General features: G+C 71.8%; 17 protein-coding genes and 1 other RNA gene. 6 read left to right on the top strand and 12 right to left on the bottom strand.

Annotated features, from left to right (window positions below; genetic code table 11):
• Positions 1-52: 52 nt before the first annotated feature.
• Entirely contained in the window at positions 53-589 is a 537-nt protein-coding gene (locus OP04_RS24840) for a hypothetical protein (RefSeq protein WP_051798912.1), read from the top strand.
• 106 nt (positions 590-695) lie between these two features.
• On the opposite strand, the gene rnpB is transcribed toward OP04_RS24840, so the two are convergent.
• Together rnpB and OP04_RS24835 are read right to left on the bottom strand one after the other, a co-directional pair.
• An RNA gene (gene rnpB, locus OP04_RS50085) (RNase P RNA component class A) lies at positions 696-1,085 on the bottom strand.
• A gap of 24 nt (positions 1,086-1,109) precedes the next feature.
• Positions 1,110-1,574: a MarR family winged helix-turn-helix transcriptional regulator gene (locus tag OP04_RS24835; protein WP_033342241.1), complete on the bottom strand. Its 465-nt coding sequence runs from the start codon at positions 1,572-1,574 to the stop codon at positions 1,110-1,112.
• A 181-nt stretch (positions 1,575-1,755) separates the two neighbouring features.
• On the opposite strand from OP04_RS24835, the gene OP04_RS24830 reads away from it, so the two are divergent.
• From OP04_RS24830 to OP04_RS24815, 4 genes are all read left to right on the top strand, one after another.
• Entirely contained in the window at positions 1,756-2,673 is a 918-nt protein-coding gene (locus OP04_RS24830) for a hypothetical protein (protein WP_033342240.1), read from the top strand.
• Between the two features lie 422 nt (positions 2,674-3,095).
• Positions 3,096-3,677: a DUF2975 domain-containing protein gene (locus tag OP04_RS24825; protein WP_033342239.1), complete on the top strand. Its 582-nt coding sequence runs from the start codon at positions 3,096-3,098 to the stop codon at positions 3,675-3,677.
• A gap of 3 nt (positions 3,678-3,680) precedes the next feature.
• Positions 3,681-3,917: a helix-turn-helix domain-containing protein gene (locus OP04_RS24820; protein ID WP_033342238.1), complete on the top strand. Its 237-nt coding sequence runs from the start codon at positions 3,681-3,683 to the stop codon at positions 3,915-3,917.
• 65 nt (positions 3,918-3,982) lie between these two features.
• On the top strand, positions 3,983-5,011 hold the full coding sequence (locus OP04_RS24815; protein WP_085066737.1) for a phosphatidylinositol-specific phospholipase C: 1,029 nt from the start codon (positions 3,983-3,985) through the stop codon (positions 5,009-5,011).
• Here OP04_RS24815 and OP04_RS24810 read toward each other — a convergent pair whose 3' ends face one another.
• The 4 genes from OP04_RS24810 to OP04_RS24795 are packed head-to-tail and all read right to left on the bottom strand — an operon-like array spanning position 5,012 to position 7,917.
• The gene (locus OP04_RS24810; RefSeq protein WP_033342237.1) at positions 5,012-5,803 is read right to left on the bottom strand and encodes an inositol monophosphatase family protein; all 792 of its coding nucleotides are present in this window, start codon (positions 5,801-5,803) and stop codon (positions 5,012-5,014) included.
• 20 nt (positions 5,804-5,823) lie between these two features.
• On the bottom strand, positions 5,824-6,582 hold the full coding sequence (locus tag OP04_RS24805) for a class I SAM-dependent methyltransferase (protein ID WP_033342236.1): 759 nt from the start codon (positions 6,580-6,582) through the stop codon (positions 5,824-5,826).
• Positions 6,583-6,592: 10 nt separating this feature from the next.
• The gene (locus OP04_RS24800) at positions 6,593-7,342 is read right to left on the bottom strand and encodes a YqjF family protein (protein WP_033342235.1); all 750 of its coding nucleotides are present in this window, start codon (positions 7,340-7,342) and stop codon (positions 6,593-6,595) included.
• Positions 7,339-7,917 (bottom strand): TetR/AcrR family transcriptional regulator, encoded by a 579-nt coding sequence (locus OP04_RS24795; protein ID WP_033342234.1) that lies wholly within the window; start codon positions 7,915-7,917, stop codon positions 7,339-7,341. Before OP04_RS24795 ends, OP04_RS24800 begins: the two co-directional genes overlap by 4 nt.
• A gap of 122 nt (positions 7,918-8,039) precedes the next feature.
• On the opposite strand from OP04_RS24795, the gene OP04_RS24790 reads away from it, so the two are divergent.
• A complete protein-coding gene (locus OP04_RS24790; RefSeq protein WP_033342233.1) occupies positions 8,040-8,873 on the top strand; it encodes an alpha/beta fold hydrolase in 834 nt (277 codons plus the stop codon).
• Between the two features lie 69 nt (positions 8,874-8,942).
• On the opposite strand, the gene OP04_RS54800 is transcribed toward OP04_RS24790, so the two are convergent.
• The 6 genes from OP04_RS54800 to OP04_RS24760 form a co-directional block, all read right to left on the bottom strand.
• Positions 8,943-9,200 (bottom strand): DUF3040 domain-containing protein, encoded by a 258-nt coding sequence (locus tag OP04_RS54800; protein WP_051798905.1) that lies wholly within the window; start codon positions 9,198-9,200, stop codon positions 8,943-8,945.
• Between the two features lie 221 nt (positions 9,201-9,421).
• A complete protein-coding gene (locus OP04_RS53585) occupies positions 9,422-10,582 on the bottom strand; it encodes a serine/threonine-protein kinase (RefSeq protein WP_157240290.1) in 1,161 nt (386 codons plus the stop codon).
• A gap of 84 nt (positions 10,583-10,666) precedes the next feature.
• Entirely contained in the window at positions 10,667-11,647 is a 981-nt protein-coding gene (locus OP04_RS53580; RefSeq protein WP_033342231.1) for a hypothetical protein, read from the bottom strand.
• A gap of 60 nt (positions 11,648-11,707) precedes the next feature.
• Positions 11,708-12,241, bottom strand: coding sequence for a hypothetical protein (locus OP04_RS50075; RefSeq protein ID WP_157240287.1), 534 nt, complete (start codon positions 12,239-12,241; stop codon positions 11,708-11,710).
• Positions 12,242-12,633: 392 nt separating this feature from the next.
• Entirely contained in the window at positions 12,634-13,470 is an 837-nt protein-coding gene (gene panB / locus OP04_RS24765) for a 3-methyl-2-oxobutanoate hydroxymethyltransferase (RefSeq protein ID WP_033342230.1), read from the bottom strand.
• A 141-nt stretch (positions 13,471-13,611) separates the two neighbouring features.
• Positions 13,612-15,363 carry an NAD+ synthase gene (locus OP04_RS24760; RefSeq protein ID WP_033342229.1) on the bottom strand — a complete coding sequence of 584 codons (1,752 nt, stop codon included), beginning with the start codon at positions 15,361-15,363 and terminating at the stop codon, positions 13,612-13,614.
• Between the last annotated feature and the right edge of the window lie 72 nt (positions 15,364-15,435).

Below are 15,435 nucleotides of genomic sequence, written 5' to 3'. Positions count from 1 at the left end.
TCCAGGGAAGAACCCCGATGAACGTACGCCCGCATCAGTGCAGGCTTCCCCCATGACGCGTCTCTGTGCCGTCGCGGCCCCGCTGCTGCTGCTCACCTACGGCATCCTCCGCTGGATCGACGGCTTCGACGGCGACCGGGGCAACGGCCTCGCCTGGGACGCCGGCCACACCGCATTCCTCCTGGCCATGCTGCTGTTCGCGCTGCTCGCCACACTGATCCGCCCCGCGGTGACTCACTCCCCGCTCGCCACCCCCGCCACGGCCGCCGCCATCCTCGGCGCCGGCTGCTTCGGCTGGATCATCGCCGGCGACCTCTCCGACCCGTTCCGCCGCGCGCTCCCACTGCCCGGCGCCCTCCAGCTCATCGGCCCACTGCTGTTCCAGTTCGGCCTGCTCACGCTGCTCGGCCTGCTCTCTTTCACCGATCCGCGCGGTGTGCCGCGCTGGTCCCCGTTCGCGGTCCTCGCCGGTTTCCTCGCGATCGCGGCCAGCCTCGACCTACTCCCGCCGGCCGCCGTGGCGATCGGGGCCGGACTCGCTCCGCTGGCACTGAAGCAGCCGGTCACGGCCCAGAAAGCAAGTTCATGAGCGCCGGGAGTACGCCACCGGCTGGGCCTGGCAGCCCACGTCGGCTGCCAGAGCCGCCGGTTGGCCAACCGAGACTTGATCGACAACTGTGAACAGAAAGGGGCGATGAGCGAGTCGGCCGATACGCCGGATTCTGTGCCGGCGACTGGCGCCGGGTGACGGCCATCCATCTAGGCCCGCCGTTGCCGGCGGGCTCGAGCGGCCTACCCGCAGGCTCGGGCGGGCAGCCCTCAAGCACCTGCGCAGGCCCTGGGGCCCTTTTTGGCCTTGCTCCGGGTGGGGTTTACCGAGCCACCCCGGTCACCCGGGGTGCTGGTGGGCTCTTACCCCACCGTTTCACCCTTACCGCCGCAAAACTGCGGCGGCGGTCTGTTTTCTGTGGCACTGTCCCGCGGGTCGCCCCGGGTTGCCGTTAGCAACCACCCTGCCCTGTGGAGTCCGGACGTTCCTCGGCAGGACTCCGGGGAGTCGCTGACGCGGCCGTCCAGCCGACTCGCTCATCGCGTGAACATCCTACAAACTAGCCGCGCGCGGGTGGCTTGTGGGCGGAGAGCGACACGTTCAGTCGATGCATGAGGCTGGCGAGCGTGGCACGGTCGGCGGCGTTCCAGTCGGCGAGGATGTGGCCGTAGAGGTCGCGGCGGGCGGAGCGGACCACGGCCACGCAGTGGAGGCCGTGGTCGGTGGGGGAGACCAGCGTGCCGCGGCCGTCGGCGGGGTCGGAGCCGCGGGTGACCAGGTTGTCGCGTTGCATGGCGGAGACCTGGCGGGTGATGGTGGAGCCGTCGAGGTTGAGGCGGGCGGCGAGCGCGGACACGTTCGTCGGGCCGGCCTCGGCGAGGTGGCGGAGGATCACGTAGGCGGCCCTGTCCAGCGCGCGGTGCGGCTCGACGGGGGTGGCCCGCCGGGTGGCCTCGCCGAGGCGCATGAGCAGCGCGATCTGTGTCTCGATGGTGCCGAGCACGTCGTCACCGCTGTCGTCCATCACATCATCCTGCCTGCCCGGAACCCGGGGTCAATCGTAAGGCGACCGGAGGTGCGGGTATCGCCCGCACGGGAAGCGCCGGGCGTGCTGTCCGTCGAAGAGACGATGCTTTCCTCGGGTGTGTGCCCGGTCTCCTGGGTAAAGCAGTATCCGTCACCCCACAACGGAGGTTGGTCCGAACATGCCACATGAACTGGTCACGCACGCCCGACACGAGGCCGCCTACCTGGGTGGCCAGGTCCGCGAACTCCTCGCCTGGTGGCTGGGGATCAGTTTCGGCGGCCTGTCGGCCACGCTCGGTCTGCTGATCGCGTTATGGCCCGCGACCGTACACATGTGGGGTGGTGTGTTCGTCGGCATGTGGCTGCTCGGCGTCGCCTTCTGTCGCGTCTCCGACCTGCTCACCGACCCGCCGGCCGCGACGCGTCGCCGTCGTCTGCCGGGCTGGGTCGCGACCGGGGCCGCGCTGCTCGCGGCGATGGTGATCCTGCGCGGCCTGGTCGGCGTGGACGCGCCGCTCGCGATCGCGGTGACGGTGGTGCTGTCGCTGATCGCGCTGGCGGACGTGGCGGTCGCGATGCGCCGCGGGATCCGCAGCAGGGTCGGCGCGCGTGCCGCGGTCTACCTGCCGGCCGCGCTGGCCACCGGCGCCGCCGCGATCTCCGGTCACCTGCCCGCGGCCACGGTGGCGGTCTCCGCGCTGGCCATCGGCATCGTCGAGGCGGCCACCGCGGCGACGACCGGCATGAAGAGCCTCCGCTGGCATGCGGCCGCCCGGGACGCGGGCCTGCTCACCGGCGAGATCCGCCCGTTCCGCGAGTCCCCGGGCGAGCTCCGGCCCGAGCTCGACGACCTCACCGCCACGACCGGTCCCGCGCAGGCCACGCCGCCGGCCGTCGACGCGTCGCCGCGCAGTGACGACGCGTCGACGCAGCCCGAGGCGGGCAACGACACGCGCGTCCCGGCCGCCACCGGTGGCACGCCGCTCAACCGCCGCCCGTCCGGCGCCACGCCCCGGTCCACGGCCCGTCCCGCCGGTCGCGCCACGATCAACCGCCCTGCGGTCGGCCGTGCCAAGGTCACCACGACCCAGGAATAACCCCAGGAGCAAGAACGTCATTTCCCGCTTCCGGCGTGGTCCGGCCCGCATGCTCCCGCGGGCCAACCTCCGGCGTTCGGAAGACTCCGCCGGCGCTCCGCTTCCGATCGCCGATCGGAGCCGGTTCGCGTCACACGGGCAACGGCCGCGAGTCCCGCGGCCGGTCGCCCGCCGCCCGCGGCCGCGGTCACGTCGCGGCGGTGGTGAGATCTACGGTCGGCAATGTTTGTTCTCCGGGGGCAGCATCCCGGCCGTAGCCTCGGACCTCGCGGCGCGGGGAATCCTGTTCGTCCTGATCCCCGCTTGGTCAACTCCCGGTCAGCGGCCGGGGCGTCCGTGGGACGCCCCGGCCGCCGCTTGACAACGGCCCGTAACTTATCGATTATCAATACATCGTTTTTCGATAAGACGGGGAGGTAGCGATGATCGACGCGCATCGGGACTGGCTGGGAGAACTGCATACCGCGCTGGTGGTCGGCATCGGGTTCGGCGTGCTCGGCGGCGTGGCCACGATCGGCCGCGCGGTCGTGGCGGGCACCGTGGACCTGACGATCCAGACCGCCGGCGCCACCGGCGTGACCGGGCTGCCCGCGGGCGTGCGGCTCGCGGACGGCGGCGGCGTGGAGGTGACGGTCACGGACCCGGCGTGGGGCGAGCGGCTGCTCTCCGCGCTCCAGGGTGCGCCGGCGTACCTCCTGGGGCTCCTGATCATCGTGCTGCTCTGGCGGATCGTGGCCGTGGCCCGGCGCACGGACCCGTTCTCACCGGAGCTGCCCCGCAGGCTGCGCCGGCTCGGCGTTGCCACGCTCGTCCTCGGCGTCTGCGCGGAGCTGGCGCAGGTCGCGATCGACGCGGCCGCGTCCACCGTGGTCTACGGCGAGTTCTGGGCGCTGTCGTTCCGCTCCGGCTTCTGGTGGCTGCTGCTCGGCTTCGGGCTGCTCGCGGTCGCGGAGGTGCTGCGCCGCGGCGGTGCGCTGCGCGCGGAGCTGGACGAGGTGGTCTGACCCGTGCCACCGGAGGAGGAACACCGCGTCGACGTGCACATCGACGCGCTGCTGGCCGCACGCGGGATGACGCTCACCGAGCTGGCCGACCGGGTCGGGATCACGCTGGCGAACCTGTCGATCCTGAAGAACGGGCGGGCGCGGGCGGTGCGCTTCAGCACGCTGACCGCGTTGTGCGACGCGCTCGATTGCCAGCCCGGCGAGCTGTTCACGGTGAACAAGGCCACCGGCCGTTCGTGAGGGATATTCCCGTTCGTTGATTCGTGCCCTGGTGCTCGACGTGTCCGGGGTCCAGGGTGGCCGGTATGCGGCGACGTATTCTGACCATCGGGGCCACGGTGTTGCTGGCCGGCGCGGGCGTGCTCTTCACCCAGGGGCAGGTGCTCGCGGCGGACGCGTCGTACCGGTCGTTGCGCAGCACCAGCAATCCCGACTGGATGGCCACGGTGCCGAGCGGGACCAGCCTCGCCGCGATGTCGATCCCGGGCACGCACGAGACGCTCTCCATCCGCGGCGGCACCTGGACCCAGACCCAGGAGAACCACGGCGACAGCGGTGCCACGCTGGCCGCGCAGCTCGACGCCGGGATCCGGGTGATCGACGTGCGGGCGCGGATCAACGACGGGAACACGTTCACGATCCACCACGGCGCGACGTACCAGAACGCGAATTTCGACGACGTGCTGAACGTGCTGTCCAGCTTCCTCGGCGCGCACCCGGCCGAGACCGTGGTGCTGCGGTTCAAGCACGAGTGCACGGCCCAGACCGGCTCGTGCACGGACGCGTCCGGCCAGCTCGCGTTCCCGGACATCTTCGACCGCTACCGCGACGCGCGACCCGGCCTGTTCTGGGCGCCGTCCGTGAACCGGTCCGCTGCCGCGGCCACGCCGACGCTCGGGGCGGTGCGCGGCCGGGTGGTGCTGGCGCTGCTACACGGGCCGTTCGGCGGTCGCTACAACCAGTACGGCCTGTCGCAGTTCACGCCGGAGTGGGGCGACGGATCGTCCACCTACGTCCAGGACGAGTACAACGTGCCGAACGTCGGCGCCATCGCCACCAAACGCGACCAGGTCCGCCGCCACCTCGACAGGACCAGTGCGGGTGACCCGGCCAAGATGTACGTCAACTTCACCTCCGGCGCGAGCGTCTTCGCCACGCCGGAGGCGGTCGCGGGCGGCGCGCTCGGTGTGCAGGGCGTCAACCCGTTCCTGCTGACCTATCTGAACGAGGGCCCGGAGGTGCACACTCCGGTCGTCCGCGCCGGCATGGTCCTGATGGACTTCCCCGGCGGCGGACTCATCTCGGAGCTGATCTCACTGAACCCGCGGAGCTGATCACTGAATCCGCGCGGCCAGCAGCGGCAGCAGCGTCTCCGCCAGGCCCGGCGCGCACGCGATCGTGGCCTCGGACGCGACGTTGTGCGCGGAGCCGTCCCGGTCGACGACGTGCGCGCCGGCCGTGCGCGCGATCGCGGTGCCGGCGGACGTGTCCCACGGCTTGTTCGACATCATGACCAGCACGTCCAGCCGCCCGGCCGCGAGCCAGGCCAGGTCCGTGGCGGCCGTGCCCAGCATGCGGATCCGCTGCACGCGCGGGACCAGCGTCTCCAGGATCGCGAAGCGCTCCCGGTTCTTCTCGTCGGCGTCGAGACCCACCGCGAAGTCGCCGATCGCGCACAGCGCCTCGGACAGGTCGGCGACCTCGCTGACCCGCATCGGCACGTCGTCGCAGATCGCGCCGCCCCCGGGTGACGCCCAGAAGCGGGTGCCCAGGAACGGTGTGTCGATCACGCCGAGGACGGACTCGCCGTCCTCGATCAGGCCGAGCGAGACCGCGCAGAGCGGCGAGCCGTGCACGAAGTTGACCGTGCCGTCGACCGGGTCGAGGGACCAGGTGAGCCCGTCGGACGTGCCGCGGGCGCCCTCTTCCTCGCCGAGGAAGCCGACGTGCGGGGTGCGGTCGGCGAGGAAGGCGCGGACCCGCTGCTCGATGGCGATGTCGACCTCGGAGGCCATGTCGCGGTCGCCCTTGGCGGTGAGGACGCCGGGGCGCATGGTGCGCATCATGTCGCGGGCCAGGTCGACGGCTTCGTGGGCGGCGGGCAGCAGGTCGTCGATAGCGGACATGCGATTGATCCTAGGTGCGGCTATCTGACGCCGGCGACGGCTGCGTCCTGGGCGCCGCGCCAGATCAGGCCGACCTCGGTGAAGCCGGCGTCGCGCAGTGCCTGCTGGTGCCAGGACGCGGGCGGCAGCCACTCCTGGTGGTGGTCGGCCGTGAAGAGTGCCGCCCGCTCAGTGACCAGCGGGGCGAGCGTGGGGTCCGTCTTCGCGTGGTCCCACCAGGCGTTCCAGGAGAGGACGGCGCCGGCGGCGTAGCGGGCCTCGCGGCGGGCGTCGGCGCGCTCGCCGAGCCGCTTGGACAGGCCGGGCAGGCCGTCGTCGGGCATGTGGTCGGCGTTGACCAGGATGCCGCCGGGGCGCAGCACGGTGCGGATCTCGGCGTAGAGCGCGGCCAGTCGTTCCGGGGTCAGCCAGTGCAGCGCGGTCGCGACCAGCACGGCGTCGTAGTCGCGGTGCGGCAGCGCGGCGACCCAGCCGGGGTCGATCAGGTTCGCGGTGACGACGGTGGAGCGTTCGTCCAGGGTGGCGCGTGCGATCGCGAGCGTCACCGGGTCGAGGTCGAGCAGCGTGGTGTTCGCCTGCGGGAAACGGCGCTGGGCGCGCAGCGCGATCGAGCCGGTGCCGCCGGCCAGGTCCAGGATGCGCGGCGCCGGCCATTCGGTGACGGCCTCGACCGCGTCCAGCATCGCGGTGAAGCGCTCCTCACGGTCCGGAAGGTAGGCCTCCTGCTGGCGATCCCAGCTTTCCTGCCACGCGGGACCGTTGAACGTGTAAGGAGTCATGCCGTTCAGACTAGTTACCGGGCGGAGTCCTGTCGATACTCTGCGGCGTGCCGAACCGGACCGGTACACCCGGCGAGTAGAGCACGCTGACCGGTGCCTCCAGCGGTGCGGGGAAGCCGGCGGCCGTGAGCAGCTCGTCGTCGAACTCCAGCAGCTCGGCGCGGTGCAGCGGCCACTGCGGATGCACGTTCGGCAGGTGCAGCGAGCGGCCGAACGCGTCCACGTGCAGGCCCCAGCGCGCGCTCAGGAAGTGCTCCAGCGGCGTCGGCTCCGCGATCGCCTCGCCGGCGCGCACCACCATCCTGCTGCGCGCCCGGCTGCCGAACCAGCGGCGGTGGCTGGTGTACGTGAACACGTCCCCGTCCCGGCGCAGCGACATCCGCGACCACTTGTACGGCAGCCGGAACACGGTCTGCGCCACCAGCACCGGCAGCAGCCGGGACGCGTCCAGCGACCGGAACACCACGGCGCGCCGGCCCCGGCCGTCCACGGAGTAGAGCCGCACGTTCGTCTCCGGGAACGTGCCCAGGTACGGCACGCCGACGCCCGGCACCGGCCCGACGTCGACCATCCGGAACCCGATCAGGCCCACGTAGGTCACGCCCTCGAACGTGTCCGGCCGGGTGTCCGGCGGCAGGAAGCGCTGCACCGTCGCCGGGTCCGCCGGCCAGTGCAGGAACGACAGGTCGTGCCAGCTCTGCGCCATGATCGAACGGCGTATCGGGCGCGGGCTGGTCGGTGTTACCGCCTCGACTGTCACGGTGTTGTCCTCCCCAGGGCCAGGTCGATCAGGGTCTCGGCGGCGGCCCGCGCGTGGCCGGCCGCCTCGTTCGTACCGGCGATGGCGGCGGTGGTCTGCGCGCCCTCGGCCAGGATGGCCAGCTGAGGCGCGAGCGAGCCGGGCGCGCCCGCGTCCGCGCACAGCTCCGCCACGCGGGCCTGGAAGTCCGCCTTGTGCGCGCGGATGATCTCCGCCAGCCGGGGCGCGCCGGTGCCCAGCTCGCCGAACGTGTTGATGAAGACGCAGCCGCGGAAGTCGTCCTCGTCGAACCAGCGGGCCAGCATGTCGTAGATCGCCAGCAGGCGCTCGCGCGGCGCGGGTGCGGTCGCCACCGCGTCCTCGACCAGCGAGGTCCACAGGTCGTGGCGGCGGTGCAGCACCTGCGCCACGATCGCCTCCTTCGCGGGGAACAGCTGGTAGAGGCGTTTGAGCGGCACGCCGGACTCGGCGCGCAGCGCATCCATGCCGACGGCCTGGATGCCGCGGGCGTTGTAGAGGCGGTCGGCCGCGTCCAGCACCCGGGTCCGTACCGCGTCGTCGGTCGGCGTCGTCATGTTCCCTCCATGTTCCGTGACGCCTCTCACCGTGTGTGAAGTGGCGGTGGAGAACGCGCGTTCTCTAGAGTACGTGATGAGCGGAGAACGCACGTTCTCCACTGAGCGCACCGGAGGCAGAGATGCCGTACATCACCGTCGGTACCGAGAACAGCACCAACGTCGACCTCTACTACGAGGACCACGGCGCGGGCCAGCCGGTCGTGCTCATCCACGGCTACCCGCTCGACGGCCACTCCTGGGAGAAGCAGCAGGCGGTGCTGCTGGAGGCCGGCTACCGCGTCATCACGTACGACCGCCGCGGCTTCGGTCAGTCCGGCCAGCCCACCACCGGGTACGACTACGACACGTTCGCCGCGGACCTCAACACCGTGCTCGAGACGCTCGACCTGAACGACGTGGTGCTGGTCGGCTTCTCCATGGGCACCGGCGAGGTCGCCCGCTACCTGGGCCGGTACGGCTCGGCCCGGGTCGCGAAGGCCGCGTTCCTCGCCTCGCTCGAGCCGTTCCTGCTCCAGACGGAGGACAACCCGGCCGGCGTGCCGCAGGAGGTCTTCGACGGGATCAGCGCGGCCGTGAAGGCGGACCGGTACCGGTACTTCACCGACTTCTACACGAACTTCTACAACACGGACGAGAACCTCGGCACGCGCCTGTCCGAGGAGGCGCTGCGCAACAGCTGGAACGTGGCGGCCGGCTCGTCCTGGTTCGCGTCCAGCGCCGCGGTCCCGACCTGGATCACCGACTTCCGCGACGACATCCCCAAGGTCGACGTGCCGGCGCTGATCCTGCACGGCACCGGCGACCGGATCCTGCCGATCGACGCCACCGCGCGTGAGTTCCGCAAGCGGCTGCCGCAGGCGACCTACGTCGAGATCGAGGGCGCGCCGCACGGCCTGCTCTGGACGCACGGCGACGAGGTCAACGCCGCGCTGCTCGCCTTCCTGAAGGCCTGACCACGAACGGCCTGACCGCACACAGCAGCGGGGGTACGCGTACCCCCGCTGCTGTTGTTCTTCTGATCCTCAGGCCCGGCGGAACGGGCGCCGCAGCACCAGCACGGTGCCCGCCACGAACGCGAGGCCCGCGAACAGTGCCGGCACCAGACCGCCGGCGACCCCGATGATCGGCACGGCGGCCCACATCACCGCAATCGTGGCCAGCGCGCCGATGCCCGGACGCCTGGCCTTCCTGGCTCGCATCCTGGCCACGAATGCCGGATCGGTGAGGGCCAGGTGTTCCTCGATCTCGTTGAGCCGGCGGTTGTCCTCCTGACTGAGCATGCTGGCCGCCTTTCCCTGGTGCGTCGCGCCATCCCCGACCGTTTCGACTCTCCCGGGGCCGAAACGGTTGAGCGTCGTTACCCCACTGTGTCGCAGATCATGCCGAGTTGGCCATGGGGGTGCACATCGCGCGATCCCCGGCCTCGCTGTCGACTCTGTCATCCGATGGGGTGGCTTCGTCGCCCGTTGGTGGGAGTCGGCCCCGGACGGCGTGCAGCCCTCTACCTTGGTATTTGCGCGAATCGGTAGCGCTTGGCCGCTTTGCGGTGCACAGTGATGTCATGAGCGACAGTGTCGGCCGCTTCTATTGGTGTATACGCCACAATCGCGTCGAATCGGACGCGAATCTGTGCCCGGCCAAACACCGGATCGGCCCCTTCGCCTCCGAGGAAGACGCCTCGCACGCCCTGGAGAAGGTCCAGGAGCGCAACGAGTCGTGGGAGGCCGAGGACAAACGCTGGACGGGGGAGCGTTAGGCCGGAGCGGCATCCGGATCGTGCCGCAGCACAAGCGAATCTGACCGCACCGGCGCAGACAGCACCGGGCGCGGTGGCGCATGCACAAAAGTCCCAGGGAGGACCGACCATGGCCGCAGCGAAGAAGTCTGCCAAGACCTCGGCCACCACGTCTTCACGCGCGGCCCGCCCCGGGGACGCCGCTCCGGCGACCGGTGCGGACACCTCCGCGGTCGCAGGCCCGGCACGGACCAGGTCGTCCGGTTCCGCCGGATCCCGCCCCTCCGGCGCGGCCGCGTCAGCCTCCGGCGGAGCCGCCGGATCACGACCCACAAAAACATCAAAGGCCGCCGGGGGTACGCGGAAGCCGCTCGTTCCCGAGGCCGAGCGCGACGGCGCGATCTCCGCGGGTCCGGGCCCGGCGGCCGCGTCGATGCCGCCGAGCGGGATCTCGCCGGTGGCCGCCATCCCGCCGATGGAACCGGGGGAGTCGGGGGCGGCGATGGCCGCGGACTCCCGGACCGCACCGGCGACCGGACTGGCCGCGATGCCGCCGACGGCGGGAGGCGCGGGGGTCATGGGAGAGCCGGATGACGGGTTCGAGGCGGGAATGCCGACGGCGCCGGCGGTGGGCCGGGCCGAGCGGGTGGCCACGGTGCCGAAGACGGCGAGGAGCCGGTCGGCCACGTCCGTCGGCTCGGTCGCGTCGCGTAACGGCTCTGCCGCATCACGTAATGGATCTGCGGTGTCGCGTAACGGCTCGCCCGCTTCGCGGAACGGCTCGGCGGCGTCGCGTAACGGCGCGTCGGCGGCGCGCGGGGCGGCTGCCTCCGCGAATGCGGCGGGCGGTGAGTCCGTGGCCGATCTGCCCGCTTCGCGGAACGGCAAGGTGACCGGCCGGGCCTCGGTGCCGGTCGGCGGGTCCAAGGCGCGCGGTGCCTCTTCTCGCGTCGGGCAAAATATCAGCACAAATGGTGATTTGGCGGCAGGTGCGCTCTACACTGGCGCCGCCTATGCCACGGAGGGTGCCGCCGATTCCGTCACGACCACACGACGGGCAACCCGGACGGCGGCGAACAACGCCAAGGCCGCTTCCGCCTCGGCCCGGTCCGCCGCGACGAAAATGACCTCGGCCGCGAAGAAGGCACGCGACCTGGAGGCGTCGCTGACCAGCCCGGCCGCCCGAATCGGCGCGACCACGACGAACGGCTCCCGGCCCGCCGCCGGCACGTCCAGGACGGCGGCCGCCGCGAGCACGTCAAGGACAGCCACCCCGAGCGCGTCCAGCACGACCGCCGCCGCAGGTGCTTCCAAGACGGCCGCCGCCGCGGGTGCTTCCAAGACGGCCGCCGCCGCGGGTGCTTCCAAGACGGCCGCCGCCGCGAGCCCGCGCAAGTCCGTCGGAGCCGGGAGTGCCGCAAAGGCCACGGGACCCACGGCCGCCGTGTCGCGGACCTCGGCGGTGAAGAGCGCGGGTCGCACGGCCGCCGCGACGAAGAGCACGCGTGCCACCTCCGTCGACGCGCTGGTGCCGCGGCCCGCCTCGACCAGGGCGGCGGCCGCGAAGGGCGCGACGTTCGAATCCGTGGGCACGGCGTCGCTGCCGCGGGCGTCCAGGGCGAAGGACGGGAATGCGGCCAAGACGCCTATCACCAATGGGAACTCGGTCCTGACCAGGACCTCCGGCGGGAGCATCGCCTCGACCGTGGTGCCGAACGCGCGGGCTGCGAAGAAGCCCGCCCCGGCCGCGGGAAAGGCGGCGACGCCCCGCGCGACCGGCACGAATGCCACGGCCGGCAGGACTGCGACGGCCGGCAGGACTGCAGCGGCCGGCATGACGGCAACGGCCGGCCGGGCCGCCGTACCGGCGAAGACCACCGGCCGGAGCGCGACGAACGAGAGCACGACGGGCCGGACCGCGTCGGCCGGGAACGCCGCCACCGGACGGGCCGCCACGGCCAGGACCGGCACGGCCGCGACGAAGGCGGTCACGGCCAAGGCGGTCGCGCAGAAGGCCTCGGCGACCGCGGCCAGGACCGGTGAGACCGTGCGTCAGGCCGCCGGCCTGGCGAAGCAGGCCAAGGCGGCGGCCAGGAAGACGTCCGACTCGCTCGGTGTCACCCGGACCACCGCCACGAAGACGGCCGCCAGGGCCACCACCGGGGCGGCGGCGCCGGTCGCGAAGACGCCGACCTCGAAGACCTCCGCGCTGAGGACCGTGGCGACAAAGGCGGGCGCCGCGAAGGCACCGACCGGGAAGGCGTCGCTCACGAAGACACCGGACACGAAGGCATCGACCGCAAAGGCCTCGCTCGCGAAGACGCCGACCTCAAAGACGCCGTCCGCGAAAGCCTCGCTCACGAAGGCGACGGCCGCCAAGACGCCGGCCCCGAAGACAGCGGCCACGAAGACAGCGGGCACGAAGGCAACGGGCACGAAGACGGCGGCCACGGGAACCGCGGCCGCGAAGGCCGTGGCGAAGCAGACCGCGAAGGCCGCGTCCGCGAAGATCACGCCGGCGAAGGCGACGGCCAGGAGTGCGACGCCGGCGAGCCAGGCCGCGAAATCCGCCCGATCCCGGTCCAAGATCTGACAGCACGTATAGACCGGTGGCGCGGACCCCGAAAGGGTCCGCGCCACCGTCATCTGCGTTTCCTATTGGAGGGCCGGTGCGGCCTGCTCGTCCTCGTCCGGAGCCGGAGCCTGCTCGGCCTGCGCATGAATGCGGGCCAGGCGGGCTCCGAGCATGGCGGGGTTTGGCCTGCCGGCCGTACCGGGGGAGCGGTCTGACCTGGGGCCGGAAGCGTGCGCATCCGGTTGTGGTGTCGTCTCGTCGGTGCGGTGCATCGGCGGGCCTCCTCTCGGGCTCGGGGCCGGCCCGGGGCAAGCGCGGGCCGATTTATTCAGCCTAGTACGGCTATGCCCGAATCGACCCGCGTTCCGTGGTGAGGGGGAAGCGTGACTCCCTCACCTGTGAGTCAGCTGAACGTGTGCTCGCCCGCGGGGAACTCGCCGCCGCGTACCTCGTCCGCGAATGCCCGTGTTGCCCGGTTCAGCTCGCCGGCCAGGTCCGCGTACCGCTTGACGAAACGGGGCGCCTTTCCGGTGCGCAGGCCGGCCATGTCCTGCCAGACGAGCACCTGGGCGTCCGTGTCCGGTCCCGCGCCGATGCCGACGGTCGGGATGTCCAGCTCGTGGGTGACGCGCTTGGCGGCCTCGCCCGGCACCATCTCCAGCACCACGGCGAACGCGCCGGCGTCCGCGACCGCGTGCGCGTCCGCCAGGAGCTGCTCGCCGGCGTCGCCACGGCCCTGGACCAGGTAGCCGCCGATCGCGTGCTCGCTCTGCGGCGTGAAGCCGATGTGCGCCATGACCGGGATGCCGGCGCCGGTGATGGCCGCTATCTGCGCGGCGACGCGGCGGCCGCCCTCCAGCTTGACCGCGTGCGCGCCGCCCTCCTTCATGAACCGGACCGCGGTGCGCAGCGCCTGCGTCGGGCCCTCCTCGTACGACCCGAACGGCAGGTCGGCCACGACGAGCGTGCTCTTCGTGGCGCGAACCACGGCCCGGACCAGCGGCAGCAGGTCGTCGACCGTGACCGGGACGGTGGTCTCGTACCCGAAGACGTTGTTCGCGGCGGAGTCGCCGACCAGCAGCACCGGGATGCCGGCCTGGTCGAAGATCGACGCGGTGTACTGGTCGTACGAGGTCAGCATGGGCCAGCGCTCGCCGCGCTGCTTGGCGGCGATGAGGTCACGCGTGCGGATGCGCCGGTTGGCGGCGATGCCGTACAGCGTGGGCACTTCCTCTGACATCGGGGTCTCCTCTCACCTCGAGGCCGCGTCCGCGGTCCCCGGGCTCCTAGCGAGATCGTCCCACCAGCGCGAACGAGCGTGGAGGAAGAGTGGAAGATTTCACACGCATTGATGGATTGTTGCACCCTCGTGAACGACGGTTCAGGACTCGTCGCGGAACCGGTTGGTGATCGGCAGCCGCCGGTCACGGCCGAACGCCTTGATCGAGATCTTGGTGCCGGGCGCGGACTGGCGGCGCTTGTACTCCGCGAGGTCCACCATCCGCAGCGTCCGGTCCACCACCGCGGGGTCGTGCCCGGCCGCGATCAGGCCGTCCCGGCCCAGGTCGCCGTCCACGTAACCGGCCAGGATCGCGTCCAGCACCTCGTAGTCCGGCAGCGAGTCGGAGTCGAGCTGGCCGGGCCGCAGCTCCGCGCTCGGCGGCTTCACGATCGAGTTCTCCGGTACCGGCGGCGTCTCGCCCCGGCGCTGCGCCTCCTCGTTGCGCCAGCGGGCCAGCTTCCAGACCGTGGTCTTCGGCACGTCCTTGATCGGGTTGAAGCCGCCGACCGAGTCGCCGTAGAGCGTGGAGTAGCCGACCGCGAGCTCGCTCTTGTTGCCGGTGGTGAGCACCAGGTGGCCCTCCTGGTTGGAGAGCGCCATCAGCGTGACGCCGCGCACCCGGGCCTGCAGGTTCTCCACCGCGAGGCCGGAGAGCGTGAGGTTGGCCAGGAACGCGTCCACCATCGGCGCGATCGCGTGCGCCCGGTAGTCCAGCCCCTGCCGCTTGGCCAGGTCGGCCGCGTCGTCGCGGGAGTGCTCCGAGCTGTACTCACTGGGCATCGAGACGCCGACCACGCGCTGCGGGCCGAGCGCGTCCACCGCGATCGTGGCGACCACGGCCGAGTCGATGCCGCCGGACAGGCCCAGCACCACGGACGGGAACCCGTTCTTCTGCACGTAGTCGCGCAGGCCCAGCACCAGCGCGCTCCAGATCTCCTGCTCGGTGGCGGACCGCTCGACGATGCCACCCTCCAGGCCGGCCGGGTCCAGCGGTGCGAGTGCGTCCGTGACGTGTGCCCGGACCACCCCCATCGGGCCCTCGAAAGAACCGGGATCAACGGCCGCCGCGGGTACGGAGAGATCGTGGACCAGCAGGGTCTCGGTGAACTGCGGCGCGCGGGCCAGCAGCGTGCCGTCCGCGGCCACGATCATCGAGTCGCCGTCGAAGACCAGCTCGTCCTGCCCGCCGACCATGTTTACGTAGGCGACGGTCGCGCCGGCCTCCGCGGCCCGCCGCTGCACCAGCGGGAGGCGCACGTCGTCCTTGTCCAGCTCGTACGGCGAGCCGTTGATGTTGATGACCAGCCCGACGCCGGCCTCCCGGGCGACCGCGAACGGGCCGCCGGCCTGCCAGATGTCCTCGCAGATGGTCAGCGCCACGTCGACGCCGCCGATCCGGACCACGGTGAGGTCGTCGCCGGAGACGAAGTAGCGGTCCTCGTCGAAGACGCCGTAGTTCGGCAGGTGGTGCTTGAAGTAGCGGGCCACGACCGCGCCGCCGTGCAGCACCGCGGACGCGTTGCGCGGGCCGCGGCCGGGCGTGGCGTCCGCGCGGATCCGGGCCGGGCCGTCCGAGTCGAGGTAGCCCACGATCACCGGGAGGTCGCCGAGGCCGTCCTCGGCCAGCCCGGCCGCGAGCGACTCCAGCGCGGCGCGGGACGCGGCCACGAACGACTCCCGGTAGACCAGGTCCTCGACCGGGTAGCCGGTCAGCATCATCTCCGGGAACGCGACCAGGTGGGCGCCGGAGCCGGCGGCGGCGCGCGTCCACTGCCGGACCAGGGCGGCGTTCCCCGGAAGGTCACCGACGGTCGGGTTCACCTGAGCAAGCGCGAGGCGCAACGTGGGCATGGGCTCATCTTTCCCTGCCGGACCCCGGTCACGCCGCAATCGGAGGTGTTAACCCGGTCACGATTGACTCAG

Origin of the sequence: Catenuloplanes japonicus, assembly GCF_000717135.1 — a bacterium.
GTDB lineage: Bacteria > Actinomycetota > Actinomycetes > Mycobacteriales > Micromonosporaceae > Catenuloplanes > Catenuloplanes japonicus.
Note: the sequence above shows the minus strand (reverse complement) of the source record. Positions and strands in the feature narration are given on the sequence as shown.